This window comes from Mycolicibacterium sp. ND9-15 (assembly GCF_035918395.1).
GTDB lineage: Bacteria > Actinomycetota > Actinomycetes > Mycobacteriales > Mycobacteriaceae > Mycobacterium.
The window spans coordinates 302,616-323,922 of sequence record NZ_CP142362.1 but is presented as its reverse complement, the minus strand read 5'-3'; the positions used below and the strand labels follow the sequence as shown (position 1 = coordinate 323,922).

Below are 21,307 nucleotides of genomic sequence, written 5' to 3'. Positions count from 1 at the left end.
TGACAGAAGCGATCCCGGCTGCCGGGGGGCACAGCCGGGATCGCCGGGGTGGCGCGGCTACCGGAGCACGCCGCGGCGGCGCGTGCCCATCACGCCGGTGCGCCTGCGGCCCATCAGCGCGGACACGAGAGCCACACCGATCACGGCGACGACGACCTGGACGAGAAGCTCGATCCAGTCGACTCCCTTGGTGGCGGTGGGCAGGCCCATCGCATGGGCAAGCCAGGTGCCGATGAACGCCGACACGATGCCGACGAGGATCGTCACCAGCATGCCGATGGGTTGCCTGCCGGGCAGGATCAGGCGCGCCAGCACGCCGACCACTGCGCCGATCAGAATTGCGGTGATAACGCCGGTGATGGTCATGGTTCCTCCATGGTCTCGGGTGACAGTGAGGTACCCCGACACCGACGTCAATAAACGGTCGAGTCAAGCAATTACGGATCAGGCCATTTCCGGTACGCGGAGGTACGCGACGGCCAAATCGAACTCGCCGACGTCGACGATGTCGGCGCCGAGTTCGCGGGTCCGCGCGTTACGCAGTTCGCGGGCCTGCTCCTGATTTCCCGACATCGCCTCGTGACTGTCGAAGGTCGTCGACGAGACCGCGCGTCCCGAAGCCGGGTTGACCAGATAGCTGGCGCTGCAGAACCCGTCGAGATCCGCCAGGGCCGGCAGCACATCGGTCTTGTAGAACTCGATCGAGCGGGCGATGTGCTCGCGCGGCAGCCTGAGCCAGGTCACACGGACGCATGCGCCCTGCGCCGATCGGTGATCGCGGTGCATCACGCCGATCTCCCACTGATCGACGGAACCCTCGCCGCCGAAGCGTTCTGCGGCGCGCTCCCGCAGCGGGGCCGCCCGCTCGGTGCTCGCCTGCAGTGCGTCGTCGGACTCCCACGCGCTGGTCGTGATGCAACGGCCGGAATCCCGATCCACCAACAGCGACAAGCCGACGTACCCGTCCATTGCCGCCAACGCCGGCATCGCCTCGGTACGGATGAAGTCGATGCCGTCATCGATCGACGAAGGTCGTGCCTGGACTGTGGTAGAGCGTGCGTACACGGCCCACCCCCTTCGCTCGGGGTGGCGCCCCAGTGACACCACCGGACCACTTCTCAGCTTCCTCTCGAGACGCGTCCGGCACAACGGATCAGGCGGCTTTCGGTGCGCCGCTCGTACCCTGGACGGCGTGTACTCCGACGTGCTCGAAATCGACACCGGCCAGCGCCGCATCATCGACCTGACCGACGCGGTGCGCTCGTTCTGCGGCGGCCGCGGCGACGGCTTGTGCAATGTCTTCGTGCCACACGCGACCGCGGGTGTGGCGATCATCGAGACGGGCGCGGGCTCCGACGCCGACCTGGTGGACACGCTCGAACGGCTACTCCCGCGCGACGACCGCTACCGTCACTCGCACGGCTCACCGGGCCACGGCGCCGACCATGTGCTGCCCGCGCTGGTGTCGCCTTCCGTGACTCTGCCCGTACAGGACGGCCGACCGCTGCTCGGCACCTGGCAGAGCGTCGTCCTCGTCGATCTCAACCGCGACAATCCGCAGCGTGAAGTGCGCCTGAGCTTCATCGCCGACGCCGGGGACGCGGCGATATCCGATCGAGTCTGACCTGGGGCACTGCGAGCGACGCCCGTTCGTTGACTTTTCGACCTGCCAACCGCGGCCGGTACTGTAGTGCGGTCGAATAGTCGCAGGTACCAGCGAAACTTCAAGGATGTATCAGACGTGCAGACACACGAGATCAGGAAGCGTTTCCTCGATCACTTCGTGACAGCGGGCCACACCGAGGTGCCGAGCGCCTCGGTGATCCTCGACGACCCCAATCTGCTCTTCGTCAACGCCGGCATGGTGCAGTTCGTGCCCTACTTCCTCGGGCAGCAGGCCCCGCCGTGGAAACGGGCGACCAGCATTCAGAAGTGCATCCGCACGCCCGATATCGATGAGGTGGGCATCACCACCCGCCACAACACCTTCTTCCAGATGGCGGGCAACTTCTCGTTCGGCGACTACTTCAAGAAGGGCGCCATCGAACTCGCTTGGACGCTGTTGACCAACCCGGTCGACCGGGGCGGTTACGGGCTCGATCCGGAGCGGCTGTGGGCCACGGTCTATCTGGACGACGACGAGGCGAGCGAACTGTGGCAGCAGGTCGCCGGACTGCCGCCGGACCGCATTCAACGGCGCGGAATGGCCGACAACTACTGGTCGATGGGCATTCCAGGACCGTGCGGGCCGTCGTCGGAGATCTACTACGATCGCGGCCCCGATTACGGCGTCGAGGGCGGCCCGGTGGTCAACGAGGACCGTTACATCGAGATCTGGAACCTCGTGTTCATGCAGAACGAGCGCGGCGAGGGCACCTCCAAAGAGGACTTCGAGATCCTCGGCCCACTGCCACGCAAGAACATCGACACCGGCATGGGCGTCGAGCGGGTCGCCTGCCTGCTGCAGGGCGTGGACAACGTCTACGAGACTGACCTGTTGCGCCCAGCCATCGACCTCGTTGAGACGCGCTCGCCGATCCCGTACGGAAGCCCCGGCTCACATGCCAGCGACGTGCGTTACCGAATCATCGCCGACCACAGCCGCACGGCGGCGATCATCATCGGCGACGGTGTGAGCCCCGGCAACGAGGGTCGCGGATATGTGCTGCGCCGCCTGCTCCGCCGGATCATCCGCGCCGCCAAACTGCTCGGCGTCGAAGACCCGGTCATGGCGGACCTGATGGGCACAGTGCGCGACGCGATGGGCCCGTCGTACCCCGAACTGGTCGCCGACTTCGATCGCATCCAGCGAATCGCCGTTGCCGAGGAGACCGCATTCAACCGCACACTGGCGTCCGGTTCGCGCCTGTTCGAGGAGGCGGCCAGCGCGACCAAGGCCAAGGGCGCCGACAGACTGTCCGGGCATGACGCCTTCACCCTGCACGACACCTACGGCTTCCCGATCGAATTGACTTTGGAGATGGCCGCCGAGGCCGACCTGAGCGTCGACGAGGAAGGCTTCCGCAGCCTGATGGCCCAGCAGCGGCAGCGTGCCAAGGCAGACGCAGCGGCACGCAAGCAGGCGCACTCGGACTTGTCGGCATATCGCGAGCTGGTCGACGCAGGGCCCACCGAGTTCACCGGGTTCGACGAGTTATCCTCCGAGGCAAGGATTCTCGGTATTTTCGTCGACGGTACGAGGGTGCCCGTCGTATCTCACAGCCGCCGTGGTGAGCAACCGGACCGCATCGAGTTGATCCTCGACCGCACTCCGTTCTACGCCGAGTCCGGCGGTCAGATCGCCGACGAGGGCACGATCAGCGGCTCGGGCTCGTCCGCCGCGGCCAAGGCGGCGGTCACCGATGTGCAGAAGATCGCGAAAACCCTGTGGGCACACCGCGTCACGGTCGAGTCCGGCGAGTTCGTCGAGGGTGACACGGTGATCGCTTCGGTGGATCCGCGGTGGCGGCACGGCGCGACTCAGGGCCATTCCGGAACGCATATGGTGCACGCCGCACTGCGGCAGGTGTTGGGGCCGAACGCCGTTCAAGCGGGCTCACTGAACAGGCCGGGCTACTTGCGGTTCGACTTCAACTGGCAGGGCCCGCTCTCCGAGGAACAGCGCACCGAGATCGAGGAGGTCACCAACGAGGCGGTCGAGGCCGACTACGAGGTGCACACGTTCAGCACGGAGCTGGAGAAGGCCAAGTCGATGGGCGCGATAGCGCTGTTCGGCGAGCAGTACCCCGACCGGGTCCGCGTGGTGGAGATCGGCGGCCCGTTCTCGCTGGAGCTGTGCGGCGGCACCCACGTGCACAACTCCGCGCAGATCGGTCCGGTGACCATCCTCGGCGAGTCGTCGGTCGGTTCCGGCGTGCGCCGCGTCGAGGCCTATGTCGGTCTGGACTCGTTCCGCCACCTTGCCAAGGAACGGGCGTTGATGGCCGGCCTCGCCTCGTCGATGAAGGTCCCGTCCGAGGAGGTGCCGGCACGGGTGGCGAACCTGGTCGAGCGGCTGCGGGCGGCCGAGAAGGAGCTGGATCGGCTGCGTCTGGCCAATGCGCGCGCCGCGGCAGCGAATGCCGCCGCCGGGGCGGAACTTGTGGGTAGGGTCCGTCTGGTGGCGCAGCGGATGGCCGGTGGGATGTCGGCCGGCGATCTGCGCACCCTGGTGGGCGACATCCGCGGCAAGCTCGGCAGCGACCCCGCCGTGGTGGCACTGATCGCCGAGGGCGACAACGACACGGTCCCGTTCGTGGTGGCGGTCAACCCGGCCGCGCAAGACCTCGGCTTTCGGGCAAACGATCTGGTGAAGCAGTTGGGTGCGGCGGTCAACGGCCGTGGCGGCGGAAAGGCCGACCTGGCACAGGGTTCCGGTAGGGGGGCGGCAGGAATCGACGCGGCGTTGGCCGCGCTGCGCGCAGAGATCGACCGGAGCTAGCCGCGTGGAATCCACACCGACGGGCGATGCGCCGCTTACGCCAAGAGCATCAGAAGATCGCTCGCCGGATCGGCCAGGAGATTCCCTGAACCCACCGGACCCGGGGCGGGGTCGACGGATCGGCATCGATGTCGGCAGCGTGCGGATCGGTGTGGCCGCCAGCGATCCGGACGGCATCCTGGCCACGCCGGTCGAAACCGTCCGTCGCGACCGCACCAACCGCCACATCCGGCGACTTGTGGGGTTGGTCGAGGACCTGGACGTCGTCGAGGTCGTGGTGGGGTTGCCCCGCACGCTCGCCGACCGCTCCGGGACCTCCGCGCAGGACGCCGTCGCGTTGGCCGACGCGTTGGCCACGCGGATCGCGCCGACACCCGTGCGATTGGCGGACGAGCGACTCACTACGGTGGTGGCTGCGCGCTCGCTGCGGGAGGCCGGTGTTCGTGCCAGGGGTCAGCGCTCGATCATCGATCAGGCGGCGGCGGTGAGCATTCTGCAGAACTGGTTGGACCAGCGGCGCGCGGCGTCGCGCACGCGAGGAGCGGATGAGCATTTCGCCGCGCACGGAGAGGTCGGGGATGACTAACCCTTGGAGCCGCGAGCGGGCCGAACCGGTGGTGGTCGGTCCGCCGCGGCGCCGGATCACCCGCGCGGACCGGATGCGGGCGGCGCGCAACCGGCGCAAGCGTCGCCTGGCGGGCGCCCTGGCGGTCGGTCTGCTGATCGTGGTCGTCATCGGCGTGGTGTTCCTCGGATCGAAGATGTGGCACTCGTTGTTCAGCGGTAACGACTTCACCGGCGACGGCGTCAACGACGTGGTCATCCAGGTGCACGACGGCGACTCCACCACCGCGATCGGCAAGACGCTGCAGGAGCACAGCATCGTCGCGACGGTCGGCGCGTTCGTCGACGCGGCCGAGGACAACGACGCGATCTCCGCGATCCAGCCCGGGTTCTACAAGATGCGAACCGAGATTCCGGCGGCCGACGCCGTCGAGCGACTGGCAGACCCGCAGAACCGGGTCGGCAAGCTCACCATCGCCGAAGGGCGCCAACTCGACGACGTTCGCGACGTCAAGACCAACGCTGTCACCGATGGCATCTTGAACCTGATCTCCCGCGCGACGTGCGTCGACCTCGACGGTGAGCGCCACTGCGTGCCGGTGGGCGCGCTGAAGGAGGTGGCCGCGACGGCCACGCCGACGGCACTCGGGGTGCCCGACTGGGCTATGGGCCCCGTCACCGCGATGGGAGAAGACCATCGTCGCCTCGAGGGACTGATCGCCCCGGGGACGTGGAACATCGACCCGTCCGCTCAGCCCGAGGAGATCCTCGCCAACCTGGTCTCCGCCAGCGCGGCGCAATACGCAAACGGTGGACTGATCGAGACGGCTGCCGCCATGAAGATGTCGCCGTACGAGATTCTGACCGTCGGCTCGCTGGTGCAGCGGGAGTCCACACCGGAAGACTTCGCCAAGGTGGCGCGCGTCATCTACAACCGGTTGGCCGAGAACCGCACCCTCGAGTTCGACTCCACGGTCAACTACCCGCTCGACCGGATCGAAGTGGCCACCACCGACGATGACCGCGCGCAACAGACTGACTGGAACACCTACGTCCGACCGGGACTTCCGGCTACCCCGATCTGCTCACCGAGCCAGCCCGCGCTGGCCGCTGCCGAGCAGCCTGCGCCGGGGGACTGGCTGTACTTCGTCACCATCGACATGCACGGCACAACCCTTTTCACCCGCGAGTACCAGCAGCACCTCGCGAACATCGAGCTCGCCCGTCGCAATGGCGTTCTCGATTCGGCGCGGTGAGCGGGGGCCGCAAAGCGGCGGTGCTCGGCTCGCCGATCGAACACTCCCGCTCGCCGCAGTTGCACCTTGCGGCCTATCGCGCGCTGGGGCTGAACGACTGGACCTATGAGCGAATCGAGTGCACCGCCGAGCAGTTGCCGGGGCTGGTGGCGAGTTTCGGTCAGGAGTGGGTGGGTGTGTCGGTGACGATGCCCGGCAAGTTCGCGGCGTTGGCCGTCGCCGACGAGCGCACCACCCGCGCGGAACTGGTCGGCTCGGCCAACACCCTGGTGCGCACCGAGATCGGCTGGCGCGCAGACAACACCGACGTCGACGGCGTGACGGGAGCACTCGGGGACCCCGCGGCCGCGCACGGCATCGTGGTCGGATCCGGCGGTACGGCGCCCGCGGTCGTCGTCGGCCTGGCCGAACTCGGCGTGCGGCGGGTGACCGTGGCAGCCCGGAACCCCGACAAGGCCGCGCCGCTGGTGGACCTCGCGACGCGGTTGGGTGCCGACGCCCGATGGTGCGAGATCGGCGGTCCCGAACTGAGCAGGGCCGTCGCCGACGCGGACCTGGTGGTCAACACCATCCCCGCCGACGCGGCCGCGGCCTACGCACCCGCACTCGCGGACATCCCGTTGCTGCTCGACGCGATCTACGAGCCGTGGCCGACACCGTTGGCCTCGGCGGTGGAAGCGGCGGGCGGGCGGGTGATCAGCGGTCTGCAGATGCTGCTGCACCAGGCCTTCGCGCAGGTCGAGCAGTTCACGGGAATGCCCGCGCCGAAAGAGGCGATGAGGGCGGCGCTGTCAGGGGCTTAGTGTCGGTCTGTGGGGGTCGCGGGCGGCGTGGTGCTGGCGTGGTTGGTGGCGCTGAGCGTGTTCGATGTCAGCAGGCGGCGGCTGCCGAACTGGCTGACCATGCCGGGTGCGTTCGTGATTCTGACCGCTGCGGCTGTGGCCGGGCGCGGGCTTCCGGCGCTGATCGGTGCCATCGCACTGTTCGCCGTATACCTGAGCGTGCATCTGCTCCGGCCGGCGGCGATGGGTGCGGGCGACGTCAAACTCGCGATCGGCGTCGGTGCGCTGACGGGCGCCTTCGGTATCGACGTCTGGACGCTCGCCGCGCTCGGGGCACCACTGGTTACCGCCGGGTGGGCCGTTGTGGCGGTCGCTTGTCACCGGGAAACGACTGTCCCACACGGCCTCTCGATGTGCTCGGCGGCCGCCGTGGCAACCGCGTTGGTGACGATCTAGCGGCAAGCCAGGTACCGGGCGCCGAGGGCCGGAGGGCCGCGCAGCGGCAGGCCGGCGCCGAGCTCGACCGGGTCCCCGACGGCGGGTGATCGGCTGATTCGGGGCCGAACGGCCGACGTGGGAAGATGGGACGCGTGTTGCGATGGACCACTGCTGGTGAATCTCACGGCCGCGCCCTGGTGGCCGTGGTCGAGGGCATGGTCGCGGGCGTGCATGTCACCTCGGACGACATCGCCGGCCAACTGGCCCGCCGCCGTCTCGGGTATGGCCGCGGCGCCCGGATGAAGTTCGAGCAGGACCAGGTCACCATGTTGGCGGGGGTGCGCCACGGTGTCACGCTGGGCGGTCCGATCGCGATCGAGGTCGGCAACACCGAGTGGCCGAAGTGGGAAACCGTGATGGCACCCGACCCGGTCGATCCCGCCGAGCTGGCCGAAAGTGCGCGCAACGCGCCGCTGACCCGGCCCCGGCCGGGGCACGCCGACTACGCGGGCATGCTCAAGTACGGCTTCGACGACGCGCGTCCGGTGCTCGAGCGCGCCAGCGCGCGTGAGACCGCGGCCCGCGTCGCCGCCGGCACGGTCGCCCGCGCGTTCCTCTTCGAGGCGCTCGGCGTCGAGGTGCTCTCGCACGTCATCTCGATCGGGGCGTCGGACCCCTACGTCGGCCCGCCGCCGCACGCCGGCGACCTGGCCGCGATCGACGCCAGCCCGGTGCGCGCCCACGACAAGGACGCCGAGAAGTCGATGATCGACGAGATCGAGGCGGCCAAGAGGGACGGCGACACACTGGGCGGTGTCGTCGAGGTGGTGGCCCACGGCCTGCCGGTCGGGTTGGGCTCGTTCACCAGCGGAGACAACCGGCTCGACAGCCAACTCGCCGCCGCGGTGATGGGCATCCAGGCGATCAAGGGGGTCGAGATCGGCGACGGGTTCGAGACCGCCCGCCGCCGCGGCAGCGTGGCCCACGACGAGATGTACCCGGGCCCGGACGGGGTGATGCGATCGACGAACCGCGCGGGCGGCCTGGAGGGCGGGATGACCAACGGCCAACCGTTGCGGGTGCGCGCGGCGATGAAGCCGATCTCCACGGTGCCGCGCGCCCTGGCCACCGTCGACATGGCCACCGGCGAGGAGGCCGTCGCGATCCATCAGCGCTCCGACGTGTGCGCCGTACCCGCGGCCGGCGTGGTCGTCGAAACCATGGTGGCGCTGGTGCTGGCCCGGGCGGCGCTGCAGAAGTTCGGCGGCGACTCGCTGAGCGAGACGCGCGCCAACATCGACAACTACCTGCACACGGTGGCGGAGCGCGAACCGTCCGGCGCGCACCCGGTGCAGGCGTCCGGCTGATGGCACCCCGCGCGGTACTGGTCGGGTTGCCCGGATCGGGCAAGTCGACGATCGGGCGGCGGCTGGCCAAGGCGCTCGATGTGTCGATGCTGGACACCGACGCCGCGATCGAGGAGACCACCGGCCGCACCATCGCCGACATCTTCGCCACCGACGGCGAACGAGAGTTCCGACGGATCGAGGAAGAGATCATCCGCGCGGCGCTGCAGACCCACGACGGCGTGCTGTCGTTGGGGGGCGGTGCGGTCACCACGCCCGGTGTGCGCGAGGCGCTGGCCGGCCACACCGTCATCTATCTGGAGATCAGCGCCGCCGAGGGGGTGCGCCGCACCGGCGGGAGCACCGTACGTCCGTTGCTGGCCGGTGGCGACCGCGCCGAGAAGTTCAAAGCCTTGATGTCGCAACGGGTCCCGCTGTACCGACAGGTGGCGACGATCCGCGTCAACACCAACCGGCGCAATCCTGGCGCCGTGGTGCGCTACATCGCGACCCGGCTCGAGAATCCGGACGCGCCCAACCCGTCTCGGCGCAGGCGCCGCCCGCCCTGCCGTCGGGGGCCGTCCTCGCTTGCCGCCGAACCCAGCACCGAGGCCCCGCCGTCACCGGCGGCGGTCGCCGCCCGCAACGCGAAGGTCAACCGTGACTGAGCCCGTGACCGTGGACGTCCTCGTCGATCCGCCCTACCCGGTGATCATCGGCACCGGATTGCTCGGCGACCTGGAACGAGTGCTCGCCGGTCGGCACAAGATCGCGATCCTGCACCAGCCGACCCTGGCGCAGACCGCCGAGGCGATTCGAGGCACGCTGTCGGGCAATGGGATCGACGCGCATCGCATCGAGATCCCGGATGCGGAGAAGGGCAAGGACCTGCCCGTCGTCGCATTCATCTGGGAAGTGCTGGGCCGCATCGGGATCGGCCGCAAGGATGCCATCGTCAGCCTCGGCGGGGGAGCGGCCACCGACGTCGCCGGGTTCGCCGCCGCCACCTGGCTGCGCGGAATCGACATCGTGCACGTCCCGACCACGCTGCTCGGCATGGTCGACGCCGCGGTCGGGGGCAAGACGGGCATCAACACCGATGCGGGCAAGAACCTGGTCGGCGCCTTTCACCAACCGGCCGCCGTGCTGGTCGACCTAGCCACACTGGAGACGTTGCCGCGCAACGAGCTGGTGGCGGGGATGGCCGAGATCGTCAAGGCCGGGTTCATCGCCGATCCGACGATCCTGGACCTGATCGAGGCGAACCCGGAGGCCGCGCTCGAGCCGACGGGCACCGTGCTGCCCGAGCTGATCCGGCGCGCGATCGCGGTCAAGGCCGAGGTGGTCGCCGCGGACGAGAAGGAATCGCAACTGCGCGAGATCCTCAACTACGGTCACACCCTCGCCCATGCGATCGAGCGCCGTGAGCGGTACCAGTGGCGGCACGGCGCCGCGGTATCGGTGGGTCTGGTGTTCGCCGCCGAACTCGGCCGGCTCGCGGGCCGGCTCGACGACGGTACCGCCGACCGGCACCGGTCCGTGCTGGCGTCGCTGGGTCTGCCCGTCAGCTATGACGCCCACGCGTTGCCCGAGTTGCTCGAGACCATGGCGGGCGACAAGAAGACCCGGGCGGGCGTGCTGCGGTTCGTCGTACTCGACGGCCTCGCCAAGCCGGGACGTCTGGAAGGGCCCGACCCGTCGCTTCTGGCGGCGGCCTACGCAGAGGTGGCGTCATGACCACGACGGTGCTGGTTCTCAACGGTCCCAACCTCGGTCGACTCGGCCGCCGCGAACCCGACGTGTACGGCAGCACCACGCACGACGAGTTGGTGGCGCTGATCGAGCGCGAAGCCGCGGAGCTGGGACTGAACGCCGTTGTGCGGCAGAGCGACAGCGAAGCCGATTTGCTGGGCTGGATCCACGCGGCCGCCGACGCCGGAGATCCGGTGATCCTCAACGCCGGCGCGCTGACCCACACATCGGTCGCATTGCGCGACGCCTGCACCGAACTGCGTGCGCCGCTGATCGAGGTGCACATCTCGAACGTGCACGCCCGCGAGGAGTTCCGGCGTCACTCCTACCTGAGCGCGGTGGCCACCGGCGTGATCGTCGGCCTCGGGGTGCAGGGCTACCTGCTGGCCCTGCGGTACCTAGCTGCCTGAAACACAGGTAGTCGGATACTCACGTCACCGAGATCGAATGGTGCCATCGTTAAGTCGTCCACACCGCTTCGGCGGGCGGTTCGGCCTCAAGTGAAGGTGGTGCGCTAACGATGACTACCCAGGACAGAACTGTGCAGGACGCCATATCGACGGTCTCGCATCGAGGCGGTCAGCAGCGCATAGTCACTGAGAGCGCGCGCCCGTCGGTGGCGGCTCGCCGCGTCGCTCCATCTCCGCGTGTCCCGTGGGTGCCCCTGCGACCAGCAAACAACATCGATGATGTGGTGCGCAATCTTGGTCAGATCATCGATTGGGCGATCCGTGAGGAGAGCACCATCGGTTACTTCGCGGTGCTGTACAAGCGGTCCACCGTCGCGATTCGCGCCGCACTTGACGAAGGCCTGTTTTGCGATCGGCCGCAGATGGAGCAGTTCGATGCCGTGTTCGCGAAGCGCTACTTCGACGCATTGAACGCCTACTTCTGTCCCGACGACTATGACGGGTTGACCCTTCCCTGGGAGGTCGCTCTCGTGCGCCAGGAACTCGGGCAGTCGACAATGTTGCAGCACATGGTGGCTGGGCTGAATGCCCACATAAACTTCGACCTGGGCCTAGCGACCGCGGAGATGGTGCCGTATTCGATGGATGCGTTCGAGCACGATTTTCAACTCATCAACGCGCTGGTGGCCACACAGATTCGCGGCATGCTCCGCGTCACTGAGGGACTCTCGCCGGCGGTGCTGTGGATTCGCCGAGCGGTACCCAACGAAATCGGGATCATCAGCAGGGTATTGATCAAGTTCCGGAAATCAGGCTGGTTGTTCGCCATCGGCCTGGCGATGAATCACGAAAAGGCCCGCGAGAAAACGGTGAATCAGATGTCCTGGGCCGCTGCGCTCGGGGCCTGGTACCTCGATCCGCCACGATATTTCCGACTGATTCCCCGCATAGTGGATGCCATCGCCACGCGCGAGAATCACAACATCGCCACTCACCTGGAGGCATTGGACAAGGCGGCATTTCAGCCGGACCCGCTGGACGAGCGGTACCTGGACCGTCGATTCCGGAATCGGTCGCTCATCCGAAAAGGCGGGCCAGTCCGGCCAGTCCGCGGCTGAGCGGTCCCGCCGGCTCCAGTCCGCCTTCAGCGTTGACGGCGACGGGTGGTCTGGCTGGTTGCCGGCCCAGCCTCCACAACACGCGGTCGGCCAGGCGCGCGCCCTTGAATAGTTCCGGCTCCTGCAATGGCCAAATCATGCAACGCGGCCCCCGCCAACCCATCGCGTCGAGGATCCCGTTGACCGCCCGTCGCGCCGCCTCATTGGCGCCTTCCATGGTTGCCAAGTCCGTGTACGTGCGAACGAAGTCCGAGGCGAGGAAGAAGTTGGGAATCCGGGTGACGGCTTCGGGGCGGTTGGCCCACGACCCGGCGGTGTTGATCAACAGTGGTTCGAGGTTGGTCGCCGGCATCGGGTTCGGGAAAACGACCGCCGGATCGAGGAACCACGCGATCACGTTCTGCTCGTCGAGTGATCCGTCGTCGATATGTGCGACGATTTGGGCCCACACCTCGGCGCGTATCTCCTCCGGAGTGCACTCGGTTGCGACCTTCTTGCAGAGCCTCCCCGCTCGTTGCCACTCCGAGATGTCGACGGACAGAATGCCCTCGACTCGGCCGTCGCCGCGCTGCTCGAGGTTGACGTCGGGCCAGAACTGCTTCTGCGAGATCGCGGTCAGCGACCATTCGGAGTCGATGAAGATAGCGTGGCCCGGCTGTAGCGGCACATCCCGGTCGAGATAGAACATGATGCCGTTCATCCAGCGAGTGACCAACAGCGGCAGCCTGCCCAAGACCGGGTCGGCCGCCCGCAGCTCTGGCGACACCAGCTTCTCGAGCTGTTCTTTGGGCATCGCGGACACGTAATAGTCGGCGACGACCGGCTCCACACCGGCAGTGGTTTCCACGGTCACACCGGTGACCCGCAGCCTGTCACACTGGATTGCGGTGACCGTGGAGCCGGTGCGCAAATCCACGCCGAGGTCGCGTAAATACGCGGTCCATGGTTCGATCCAGACCTCACTCGTCGGCCCGTCGAGTACGCGGGACAGCCGTCCATCGGCGCGCACCATGTCGAACAGCAGCTGGCACAGGATCAGGCCACCGGTGCGCGCAGACAGTTCCCGCGCGCGTGCGGCGACCAGGGTGCGGGTCATGCCGTCCGCCAGGAATTTCTGGAACGCGGGGGACCGTTGCGCCGCACCGACGTACTCCCACCAACTCGTCTTCTCCCACTGACCGAACCGGCGCTCGTCGCATGAACTCAGCAGCGTCAGCAGCCGCTCGATGAAGACTGCGAGCTCTTGCCCGCTGATGCCCAGGCTTGTGCCGGCCTTGCGGATGAATTCGGCCGTGGCCGTGAAGTCCTCGAACGATGAGGGTCGCTCGGCGAGACCGATGAGCTCAGGGCGGCCGTCAGCTTGCGCCAACAGTATCCGGGTGGTTGGGACGAGGTGCTCGGCAACGGTCTTCTGACCGTGCGGGGTGCGCGCCATCGTATCCGGGATGTGTTTGTAGAACCCGGGGAAGAATCGGAATCCATGCTCGCCAGGCAGATCGAGCCGCCCGCCACTGCCCGAGCCCCGCACAGGGATCGAGCGCGCCTTTCCGCCGAACGCATCCGGCCTGCGCTCGTGGACGGTGACTGCGAAGCCGCGCTCGGCGAGTTCGTGTGCTGCGGTCAGGCCTGCGACTCCGCCGCCTAGCACAGCGACAGATGTCATGACAGTATCCGTTCGGCAGATGCGATTTCGGGCCATCGTGCGTCGCCGGGAAAGCGGTGGACAGCGTCCGCCAGCTCAGGACGGGCTGCGTCGCCGTGAATATCGAAAGCATCGATCAGGCAGCGTAATTCGAACAGGGGCGCACCCTGCTTGCGCGCGAGCTGAAGCGCGGCGGCGAGCGCGTCCCGACGCGATTGCGCATCAGTCAGGGCGTGTGCGCGCAGCCGCATCAACTCGGCGTCATTGAAGTGCATTCCCGTCTCGTGCGCCCGCTGTAACGACATGTCCAACCTCTCTCGCGCCGGATCCGGCTTGCCTGCGGCGAACAGCAAGCGTGCGATGATTCCGTCGTGGAAGGTGAGGTAGACGTTCAGTTGCATCATTCGCGAACCATCGACGAACCGCGCAATCTTCTGCGCACGTACCTCCAGCGTCTGCGCGTCGGCACCGCCACCGAGCGCAGCCAACCCTTTGACAATGCTGTGCTGTGCAGCGGTGACGACCCGCCACAAGTCCAGGCCGGATTCTTCCGTGCATTGACGCATCTCAGCGACGAGTGTCGCGGCCTCGTTGAGTTGGCCGGCCTCCAGTGCTACCCACACCTGCATGAAATATGTGTGGGCACGATTGAAGGCGTTCAGCGGGAATTCCAGGCTGTCGCAATGGCGTACCGATTCAGCCAGGTTCGCCTTGGCCCGATCGAGGTCGCCACAAAGCACATCCGTCATTGCCAGATAGGTGAGCGCTCCAGAGATCGGGTCGGTGTTTCCCCACCACGCGGTGTCTGGCTGTCGCGGCTTGACAGCGGAAAGAAGGTCCAGCGCCTGCGACAGATGCCCTCGTGCGGTCGTGAAGTCACCTTCCAGCCAGGTGACGGAACCCAGCGATGACCTGATCGCGGCATAGCCCCATGGTTGATCCTGGATGATGATTCGGCCGGCCATCGAGTCCAGCAGGTCATGTGCCCGCCGCAACTCGGCCCTAGGAACGTAATAGCTCACCAGTGCGGTCAGCGTCGCATAGAGTTCGTCCTCGTATTCACCGGAGGCTGTCATCTGCAGACACCGCTCGAAATCCGCTGGGCTGTCACCGCTCATACTTCCGTGAGCAGCCCCGATCAAGAACCCGCGTTCAAGGCGGATCGCTATCTCGGTTCGGTCACGCGTGGCTCCCGGTTCGCAGCGGTCAAGCTGATTGAGGGCATTGGTCAGATATCCGCACGCTTCCGCGGCGGCTCCGCGCCGCCGGGCGTCGACACACGCCTTCCGGTACGCAACGACCACGTCATCGAACCGCTGTGCGACTTCGTAGTGTCGCGCCACGACTCGCCAATCGGGTTCGATTCCAGTCGCGCCCTCCACAAGAGCGCGTGCCACGCGGGCATGCAGTTCCCGCTGCAGACTAGGTGGCGCGAGTTCGATTGCGACCTCTCGCAACAACTCGTGACGGAATTGCCAGCGATCGTCCCGCGTGGGCTCGAAAATTTGAGACTTGACCAGTTCGGCTACCGCATAATCGATTTCGCCTTCACCCTTTGTCACCGAACGCAGAAGGGCGAGATCGCCACTGCGCCCGATTACTGCCGCCGCCTCCACCACCGGCACAATGTCCGTACGGGTGTGAAGGCGGGCCAACAGCGGTTCGTATAGGGCCTCCGGTACCTGCTCTTCGCCCGCCGCCCCGTTCAACCCCGCCACGACATGCTCTATGTAGAACGGGACCCCGTCGCACCGGCGGCACACTGCGGACCGCTGCGCGTCGCTCACAGTTGGGTTGAGGGTGTCGATCAGTGTGTTGGACTCCTCCTCGGAGAACGGCGAAAGTTCGAAACACGCTATCGGCCAATCGGCCTTCAGCCACGGACCTTCCCGTCCGGTGAGCACGACCAGGAGTCGACCCTCGGCCGAGGTGAGTATCGAATTGAGCAGTTCCATGGTCGACGGATCGAACCAGTGCACGTCCTCGGCGATTACAAGACCTGCGCTGTCGCCGAGGCATGCGGACACGTAACGGTGCGCTGCCGCTCCGATCAGATCGTAGAGCGTACGACCTTCGACCGCGGCCGGACGATAGCCGTGTTCGGACCCCACACCCAGGACCGGCGCCAACAGCGGTACCGTCGTCGGCGCATCCACGCCGCGAGCTACCAATTCGGCTTCCAGCAGTCGCAACCTTGCCGCGCCGTCGGTGAATCGCGTGATGCCGCAATGACGTTCCAGGAGTCTGCGAACGGGGTACAGGCCTGTGTCGGTATGCAGAGGTGAACCGAAGAGTTCGACGACGGTCCCGCCCGATTCCTCGACCAGTTCGGCAGCTGCATGGGCCAGCCTGGTCTTGCCGATGCCGGGTTCGCCACGGAACGCCACGCCCCGGCACGTCGACCGCCCCTCGCGCGTCTGCTGCCACGTCTGCATCAGCCACGTTCGCTCGCGGTGACGGCCGACCAGGGGCACCGATCGACCTGACGACGCCTGTGATCGTTCTGCGAGCACACGGTGATACCGAACCGGTTCGTCCACCCCCTTGACCGGAGTCGGCAGACATGCGGCGAGTTCGAATGCGTTGCCCACAAGCGCGGCAGTCGCATCGGATACTGCGACCGAGCCGGGCTCGGCCAGGGACTGAATTCGTTGCACCAGGTTGGCGGCGAACCCGTACACGTCATTCTCGGCGGGGTCGAGGTAGACCACGCCGCGATGAACGCCGACGCGAACGCTCAAGGCCACACCGAATCTGCGCTGGGTCTGCTCGCTGAGCCCCGCCACCGCCCGCATGATGTCCAATCCTGCCGTCACGGCGCGCCGTGCGTCATCCTCGTGCGCCCTGGGGTGGCCGAACATCGCCAGCAGTCCGTCGCCCTTGGTCGAACTGATGTGGCCCTCATAGTGATCGACGATCCGGACCACTTCGTCACGGTAGTGCCCCACCAAGGCGCGGTATGTCTCTGGTTCGACCCGGGTGGACAACACCGTTGAGTCGACCAGGTCGACGAACATCAGTGTCAGCCGCCGAATCTCGCCGCGCTTCCCGGACGCCGCGAGCAGGTCCTCGGCCTCAGGATTGCCATGGTCGACCAAGAGCACCTGTCCGGCAAGGGCAGTCGCAGTCGCGTGGTCACCGCCGTTGATCGCGCGCACCGCCCGGTCGAGCAGTTCATCGATCGATAGACCGCTTCCGCCAGGGCCCACCTGTTCCTCCTGCCCCAGAACCGGTTAAGAGTATCGCGCCTGGCCGCGAATATGCGGATAACCGTTCAGGTGCTGCGGGGTGCAGAGTAATCTGCCCGCCGTGCGGTGCTTGTTCAGCGTGGACGACGTGGACGAGAAACTGATGGTGCCGAATGCTCAGTAGCAGAACGCGGTCTAAGCCAGGTTCTAAGCCCGGTCCTCGCGGGGTGCGGCCTCGGTGAAGTCGTCTGAGGCCGGCTGGCTGACCGCCGCGAACACGTCGGTGTCCGCACGATCCTCGTCGCCGGCATGGTGCAGGTGCGGCGACTGGTCGGCCTTGCGGTCGACGAGCCAGCGGCCGAGCGCCACGCCCGCGAGCGCCATCAGGAACACCAGCAGCGCGGTGAACGCCGCGAACGTGGTGAGCTCGTTGACGAGTGCCTCGACGTAGAGGCTCTTGTAGAAGAGCGAGATGAACCAGGCCACCGCGCCGCTGACGATCCCAGCGAACAAACCGGCCAGCAGCCAGGCCATCGCCAGATCCCCGCGGCGGTCCGGATCCGGGTTGGCGCGGGCGTCGGCCCGGCCGTCGACGAGACCCCAAGCGAACACGGCGAGCGCGAACAGCGCCACCAGCACGACGCTGATCAGACCCGCCCTGGTTTCCCACGCGTTGATCAACGCGCCCTGCAGCAATCGCACGATCACCATCAGGGTCGCGAACACCAGTCCGCGCAGCAACCACTTACTCATGGGGCCTCACCTTAGCGAGTAGCGTCATCGACCGTGACTATTTCACAGCGCCGGGACCGGTTGCGCGAGCGGCTCGCCAACTCCGGGATCGACGCCATGTTGATATCGGACCTGGTGAACGTGCGATATCTGAGCGGGTTCACCGGCTCCAACGCCGCCCTGCTGGTTCGGGCGGACGAGAAGACGCCCGTGCTCGCCACCGATGGGCGCTACCGCACTCAAGCGGCCCGGCAGGCGCCCGACGCCGAGATCGTCATCGAGCGAGCATGCGGACCCCATCTGGCGCACCGCGCCGCGACCGACGGGGTGCGTCGACTCGGCTTCGAGAGTCACGTGGTCACCGTTGACGCGTTCTCCGCGTTGGAGACGGCCGCCGGTGAGCAGACCGAACTGGTGCGTGCCGCAGGAACCGTCGAGGCGCTGCGGGAAGTCAAGGACGCCGGCGAGGTCGCACTACTGCGACTGGCGTGCGAGGCGGCGGACGCGGCGTTGCGCGACCTCATCGACCGCGGCGGGCTGCGCGCGGGTCGGACCGAGAAGGAAGTCGGCCGCGAACTCGAGTCGCTGATGCTCGAGCATGGCGCCGACGGCCCGTCCTTCGAGACGATCGTGGCGGCCGGCCCGAATTCGGCGATCCCGCACCACCGGCCCACCGATGCCGTGCTGGCGGCCGGCGACTTCGTCAAGATCGACTTCGGCGCGTTGGTCGGCGGTTACCACTCGGACATGACCCGGACCTTCGTGCTCGCGCCGATCGCGGACTGGCAGCGGGAGATCTACGACGTGGTGGCCACCGCGCAGCGGGCCGGCCGCGAGGCACTGGCTCCCGGCGTGGCCCTCAAGGACGTCGACGCCGCCTCCCGGCAGGTCATCGCCGACGCCGGCTACATCGAGAACTTCAGCCACGGCCTCGGACACGGTGTCGGCCTGCAAATCCACGAAGCGCCGGGAATCAGCGGGGCAGCCGTCGGTACACTGCTTGCTGGCTCTGCGGTGACCGTGGAGCCCGGTGTCTATCTGCCCGACCGTGGCGGCGTCCGTATCGAGGACACGCTCGTCGTCGGAGACGGCGCCCCGGAGTCGGGTAGCCGGCGACATCAGACCGTGGAGCCGGGTAGCCGGCGACATCAGACCGTGGAGCCGGGTAGCCGGCGACATCAGACCGCAGACTTGCTCACCCGGTTCCCCAAGGAACTGGCCGTCCTCTGACAGGAGTACTACCGACGTGGCATCGACCGCCGACTTCAAGAACGGGCTCGTCCTGGTGATCGACGGCCAACTTTGGCAGATCATCGAGTTCCAGCATGTCAAGCCCGGTAAGGGCCCGGCCTTCGTGCGCACCAAACTCAAGAACGTGGTCTCCGGCAAGACCGTCGACAAGACCTACAACGCCGGGGTGAAGGTCGAAACCGCCACCGTCGACCGGCGCGATGCGACCTACCTGTACCGCGACGGCGCCGACTTCGTGTTCATGGACTCGCAGGACTACAACCAGCATCCGCTGCCCGAGTCGATGGTCGGCCGCGCGGCCGACTTCCTGCTGGAGAACTTGCCGGTGCAGATCGCCTTTCACGACGGCAACCCGCTCTATCTGGAGTTGCCCGTCACCGTGGAACTCGAGGTGACCCACACCGAGCCGGGCCTGCAGGGCGACCGATCCAGCGCGGGCACCAAACCGGCGACGATGGAGACGGGTGCCGAGATCCAGGTGCCGCTGTTCATCAACACCGGTGACAAGCTCAAGATCGACTCGCGCGATGGCAGCTATCTGGGTCGGGTGAATGCCTGACCGTCGAGCTCATCGGGGCCGGCATGCGGCCCGCAAGCGCGCGGTCGACCTGCTGTTCGAGGCCGAAGCGCGCGGGCTGACCCCTGCGGAGGTGGCCCAGGCGCGACTTGCGCTGGCGGACAAGGAGTCCGACGTGTCTCCGCTCAACCCGTACACCGTGACGGTGGCGCGCGGCGTGACGGAGCATTCCGCGCACATCGACGATCTGATCGCTTCGCACCTGCAGGGGTGGACGCTGGAGCGGTTGCCCGCCGTCGATCGCGCGATCCTACGGGTGGCGGTGTGGGAACTGTTGCACGCCGAGGATGTGCCCGAGCCGGTCGCCGTCGACGAGGCGGTCGAACTCGCCAAACAGTTATCGACAGACGACTCACCGGGTTTCGTCAACGGCGTGCTCGGTCAGGTGATGCTCGTGACACCACAGATCCGGGCGGCCGCGCAAGCCCTGCGGGGAAGCGGTGGCGGTAGCGTGGATTAGAAGATGCCGAACGACGATCAGAGCCCTGGGCTGCGTCGTGCCGCCAGCGGCGACACTCAGATATCCAGCGCCTGGTAGGTCCGGCGGACGAATTTCGGTTGAGCGCTCTGCAGTTTGGCCAGCGACGTGTTGCCCGCGATCGCGGCCGCGTCGACGTTGAGATCGGGAAGGTTCTGGATCAGATAGATGAGGATGAGGTCCACCGACGGGTCGGCCTGCCACCAGGTGCCATAGGCGCCCGGCCAACTGAACGTGCCCATCCCGCCGGGGCCGAACAGCGGGCGTGACCTCGCTGGATCGGTCACCACCGACAGGTTCAACCCGAAGCCGCGGCCCACCCAGAACGGCGCGCCGAGGAAGTTCTGGCGCTTCTGCTCCTCGGTGAGCCGGTCGGTGCGCATCGACCGCACCGACTCCTCCGAAAGCACCCGTACTCCGTCCAAGATGCCGCCGGTCAGCAGCATGCGCGCGAAGCGCAGGTAGTCGTCGACCGTGGACCACAACCCCGCACCCCCGGTGCAGAACGGCGGATCGGTGATGTGCGCGGGTCCCATCACTCCGTGCTGCAGGACGTTGTTGTGGTCGAGCTTGTACATCGTCGCAGCGCGACGACGGCCGGTGGGAGTCACCGAGAACCCGGTGTCGACCATGCGCAGCGGCTCGAAAATCCGTTCGCGCAGAACGTCGGACAGAGGTTTGCCCTCGATCCGCGACAACGCGATACCCAGCACGTCGGTGGCGTGGCTGTAGGTGAGCCTCTCGCCGGGCTGGTGCACCAACGGAAGCTCGGCCAGTTCGGCCAGCCAGCGGTCCTGGTCCTGGCGGAACGACATCCTGCCGTACGCGCGGCTCAACGGGCCCAGCACCGAGAACGAGTAGGCCAGGCCGCTGCGATGGGTCATCAGGTCGTCGAACGTGATGGGACGGCGGGCCGGTGTCGTCTTGTCGAGCTCACCGCGCGGGTCGGCCAGCACTCGCATATCTCCGAGTTCGGGCAGCCACCGTGATACGGGGTCGCTGAGCGTGAACCGGCCCTGCTCGAGGAGGCTCATCGCGGCCGCGACCGTCACGGGTTTGGTCATCGAGGCGATGCGAAAGATGGTGTCGCGCTGCATCGGCAACCCGGCGTCGACGTCGCGATGGCCCAACTCGTTGACCTGGCGCACTCCACCGGCGTGCCACACCAGGGTCACCGCGCCGGCGAGCAGCCCGGCATCGATCGCCTCGCGGATGGACGCCTGGTTGCCGTCGAGTTTCATTGCGGCAAGCCTACTGAGCCGCGGGGCGCACAGTCACGGTCGTGGCGCGGTCAGCGCCCCCCGATGCGGGTGTTAAGCTCGCCCACAGTTT

The 21,307-nt window shown here is 67.2% G+C and carries 20 protein-coding genes; 14 read left to right on the top strand and 6 right to left on the bottom strand.

Annotated features, from left to right (window positions below; translation table 11 throughout):
• Positions 1–57: 57 nt before the first annotated feature.
• Together QGN32_RS01535 and QGN32_RS01530 are read right to left on the bottom strand one after the other, a co-directional pair.
• Positions 58–366 (bottom strand): GlsB/YeaQ/YmgE family stress response membrane protein, encoded by a 309-nt coding sequence (locus QGN32_RS01535; protein ID WP_326546934.1) that lies wholly within the window; start codon positions 364–366, stop codon positions 58–60.
• Between the two features lie 78 nt (positions 367–444).
• On the bottom strand, positions 445–1,065 hold the full coding sequence (locus tag QGN32_RS01530) for a hypothetical protein (RefSeq protein WP_326546933.1): 621 nt from the start codon (positions 1,063–1,065) through the stop codon (positions 445–447).
• Between the two features lie 127 nt (positions 1,066–1,192).
• Between QGN32_RS01530 and QGN32_RS01525 the strand changes: the two genes are divergently transcribed.
• From QGN32_RS01525 to QGN32_RS01475, 11 genes are all read left to right on the top strand, one after another.
• A complete protein-coding gene (locus QGN32_RS01525) occupies positions 1,193–1,624 on the top strand; it encodes a secondary thiamine-phosphate synthase enzyme YjbQ (RefSeq protein ID WP_326546932.1) in 432 nt (143 codons plus the stop codon).
• Positions 1,625–1,741: 117 nt separating this feature from the next.
• A complete protein-coding gene (gene alaS, locus QGN32_RS01520) occupies positions 1,742–4,441 on the top strand; it encodes an alanine--tRNA ligase (RefSeq protein ID WP_326546931.1) in 2,700 nt (899 codons plus the stop codon).
• A gap of 4 nt (positions 4,442–4,445) precedes the next feature.
• A complete protein-coding gene (ruvX, locus tag QGN32_RS01515) occupies positions 4,446–5,027 on the top strand; it encodes a Holliday junction resolvase RuvX (RefSeq protein WP_326546930.1) in 582 nt (193 codons plus the stop codon).
• On the top strand, positions 5,020–6,261 hold the full coding sequence (locus QGN32_RS01510) for an endolytic transglycosylase MltG (protein ID WP_326546929.1): 1,242 nt from the start codon (positions 5,020–5,022) through the stop codon (positions 6,259–6,261). Before ruvX ends, QGN32_RS01510 begins: the two co-directional genes overlap by 8 nt.
• On the top strand, positions 6,258–7,064 hold the full coding sequence (locus tag QGN32_RS01505) for a shikimate dehydrogenase (RefSeq protein ID WP_326546928.1): 807 nt from the start codon (positions 6,258–6,260) through the stop codon (positions 7,062–7,064). The genes QGN32_RS01510 and QGN32_RS01505 overlap by 4 nt, the downstream gene beginning before the upstream one ends.
• Before the next feature lie 9 nt (positions 7,065–7,073).
• Positions 7,074–7,499, top strand: coding sequence for a prepilin peptidase (locus QGN32_RS01500; RefSeq protein WP_326546927.1), 426 nt, complete (start codon positions 7,074–7,076; stop codon positions 7,497–7,499).
• Positions 7,500–7,633: 134 nt separating this feature from the next.
• The gene (gene aroC, locus QGN32_RS01495) at positions 7,634–8,848 is read left to right on the top strand and encodes a chorismate synthase (RefSeq protein ID WP_326548879.1); all 1,215 of its coding nucleotides are present in this window, start codon (positions 7,634–7,636) and stop codon (positions 8,846–8,848) included.
• Complete coding sequence (locus tag QGN32_RS01490; RefSeq protein WP_326546926.1) at positions 8,848–9,495, top strand: shikimate kinase; 648 nt, start codon at positions 8,848–8,850, stop codon at positions 9,493–9,495. Before aroC ends, QGN32_RS01490 begins: the two co-directional genes overlap by 1 nt.
• Entirely contained in the window at positions 9,488–10,564 is a 1,077-nt protein-coding gene (gene aroB, locus QGN32_RS01485; RefSeq protein WP_326546925.1) for a 3-dehydroquinate synthase, read from the top strand. The genes QGN32_RS01490 and aroB overlap by 8 nt, the downstream gene beginning before the upstream one ends.
• On the top strand, positions 10,561–10,989 hold the full coding sequence (aroQ, locus tag QGN32_RS01480; RefSeq protein ID WP_326546924.1) for a type II 3-dehydroquinate dehydratase: 429 nt from the start codon (positions 10,561–10,563) through the stop codon (positions 10,987–10,989). The genes aroB and aroQ overlap by 4 nt, the downstream gene beginning before the upstream one ends.
• A 281-nt stretch (positions 10,990–11,270) precedes the next feature.
• Positions 11,271–12,107 (top strand): DUF5995 family protein, encoded by an 837-nt coding sequence (locus QGN32_RS01475; protein ID WP_326546923.1) that lies wholly within the window; start codon positions 11,271–11,273, stop codon positions 12,105–12,107.
• Here the strand turns inward: QGN32_RS01475 and QGN32_RS01470 are convergent.
• The 3 genes from QGN32_RS01470 to QGN32_RS01460 form a co-directional block, all read right to left on the bottom strand.
• The gene (locus QGN32_RS01470; RefSeq protein WP_326546922.1) at positions 12,067–13,770 is read right to left on the bottom strand and encodes a hydroxysqualene dehydroxylase; all 1,704 of its coding nucleotides are present in this window, start codon (positions 13,768–13,770) and stop codon (positions 12,067–12,069) included. The genes QGN32_RS01475 and QGN32_RS01470 overlap by 41 nt on opposite strands.
• Positions 13,767–16,958: an ATP-binding protein gene (locus tag QGN32_RS01465; RefSeq protein WP_326546921.1), complete on the bottom strand. Its 3,192-nt coding sequence runs from the start codon at positions 16,956–16,958 to the stop codon at positions 13,767–13,769. Before QGN32_RS01465 ends, QGN32_RS01470 begins: the two co-directional genes overlap by 4 nt.
• A 186-nt stretch (positions 16,959–17,144) precedes the next feature.
• Complete coding sequence (locus QGN32_RS01460) at positions 17,145–17,690, bottom strand: B-4DMT family transporter (RefSeq protein WP_326546920.1); 546 nt, start codon at positions 17,688–17,690, stop codon at positions 17,145–17,147.
• A gap of 33 nt (positions 17,691–17,723) precedes the next feature.
• Here QGN32_RS01460 and QGN32_RS01455 point away from each other — a divergent pair, with 33 nt between their 5' ends.
• From QGN32_RS01455 to nusB, 3 genes are read left to right on the top strand one after another with little or no spacing between them, the layout of a single operon-like run.
• Entirely contained in the window at positions 17,724–18,899 is a 1,176-nt protein-coding gene (locus QGN32_RS01455; RefSeq protein WP_326546919.1) for a M24 family metallopeptidase, read from the top strand.
• A gap of 16 nt (positions 18,900–18,915) precedes the next feature.
• On the top strand, positions 18,916–19,479 hold the full coding sequence (gene efp / locus QGN32_RS01450) for an elongation factor P (protein ID WP_326546918.1): 564 nt from the start codon (positions 18,916–18,918) through the stop codon (positions 19,477–19,479).
• Positions 19,472–19,957: a transcription antitermination factor NusB gene (nusB, locus tag QGN32_RS01445; RefSeq protein WP_326546917.1), complete on the top strand. Its 486-nt coding sequence runs from the start codon at positions 19,472–19,474 to the stop codon at positions 19,955–19,957. Before efp ends, nusB begins: the two co-directional genes overlap by 8 nt.
• A gap of 56 nt (positions 19,958–20,013) precedes the next feature.
• On the opposite strand, the gene QGN32_RS01440 is transcribed toward nusB, so the two are convergent.
• Positions 20,014–21,216: a serine hydrolase domain-containing protein gene (locus tag QGN32_RS01440; RefSeq protein ID WP_326546916.1), complete on the bottom strand. Its 1,203-nt coding sequence runs from the start codon at positions 21,214–21,216 to the stop codon at positions 20,014–20,016.
• Positions 21,217–21,307: the final 91 nt, after the last annotated feature.

What these genes read in the sequence shown, in the direction of transcription:
- QGN32_RS01535 (WP_326546934.1), bottom strand. Translation starts at nt 366, where the DNA reads ATGACCATCACCGGCGTTATCACCGCAATTCTGATCGGCGCAGTGGTC.
- QGN32_RS01510 (WP_326546929.1), top strand. Translation starts at nt 5,020, where the DNA reads ATGACTAACCCTTGGAGCCGCGAGCGGGCCGAACCGGTGGTGGTCGGT.
- QGN32_RS01490 (WP_326546926.1), top strand. Translation starts at nt 8,848, where the DNA reads ATGGCACCCCGCGCGGTACTGGTCGGGTTGCCCGGATCGGGCAAGTCG.
- aroQ (WP_326546924.1), top strand. Translation starts at nt 10,561, where the DNA reads ATGACCACGACGGTGCTGGTTCTCAACGGTCCCAACCTCGGTCGACTC.
- QGN32_RS01470 (WP_326546922.1), bottom strand. Translation starts at nt 13,770, where the DNA reads ATGACATCTGTCGCTGTGCTAGGCGGCGGAGTCGCAGGCCTGACCGCA.
- QGN32_RS01460 (WP_326546920.1), bottom strand. Translation starts at nt 17,690, where the DNA reads ATGAGTAAGTGGTTGCTGCGCGGACTGGTGTTCGCGACCCTGATGGTG.
- nusB (WP_326546917.1), top strand. Translation starts at nt 19,472, where the DNA reads ATGCCTGACCGTCGAGCTCATCGGGGCCGGCATGCGGCCCGCAAGCGC.
- QGN32_RS01440 (WP_326546916.1), bottom strand. Translation starts at nt 21,216, where the DNA reads ATGAAACTCGACGGCAACCAGGCGTCCATCCGCGAGGCGATCGATGCC.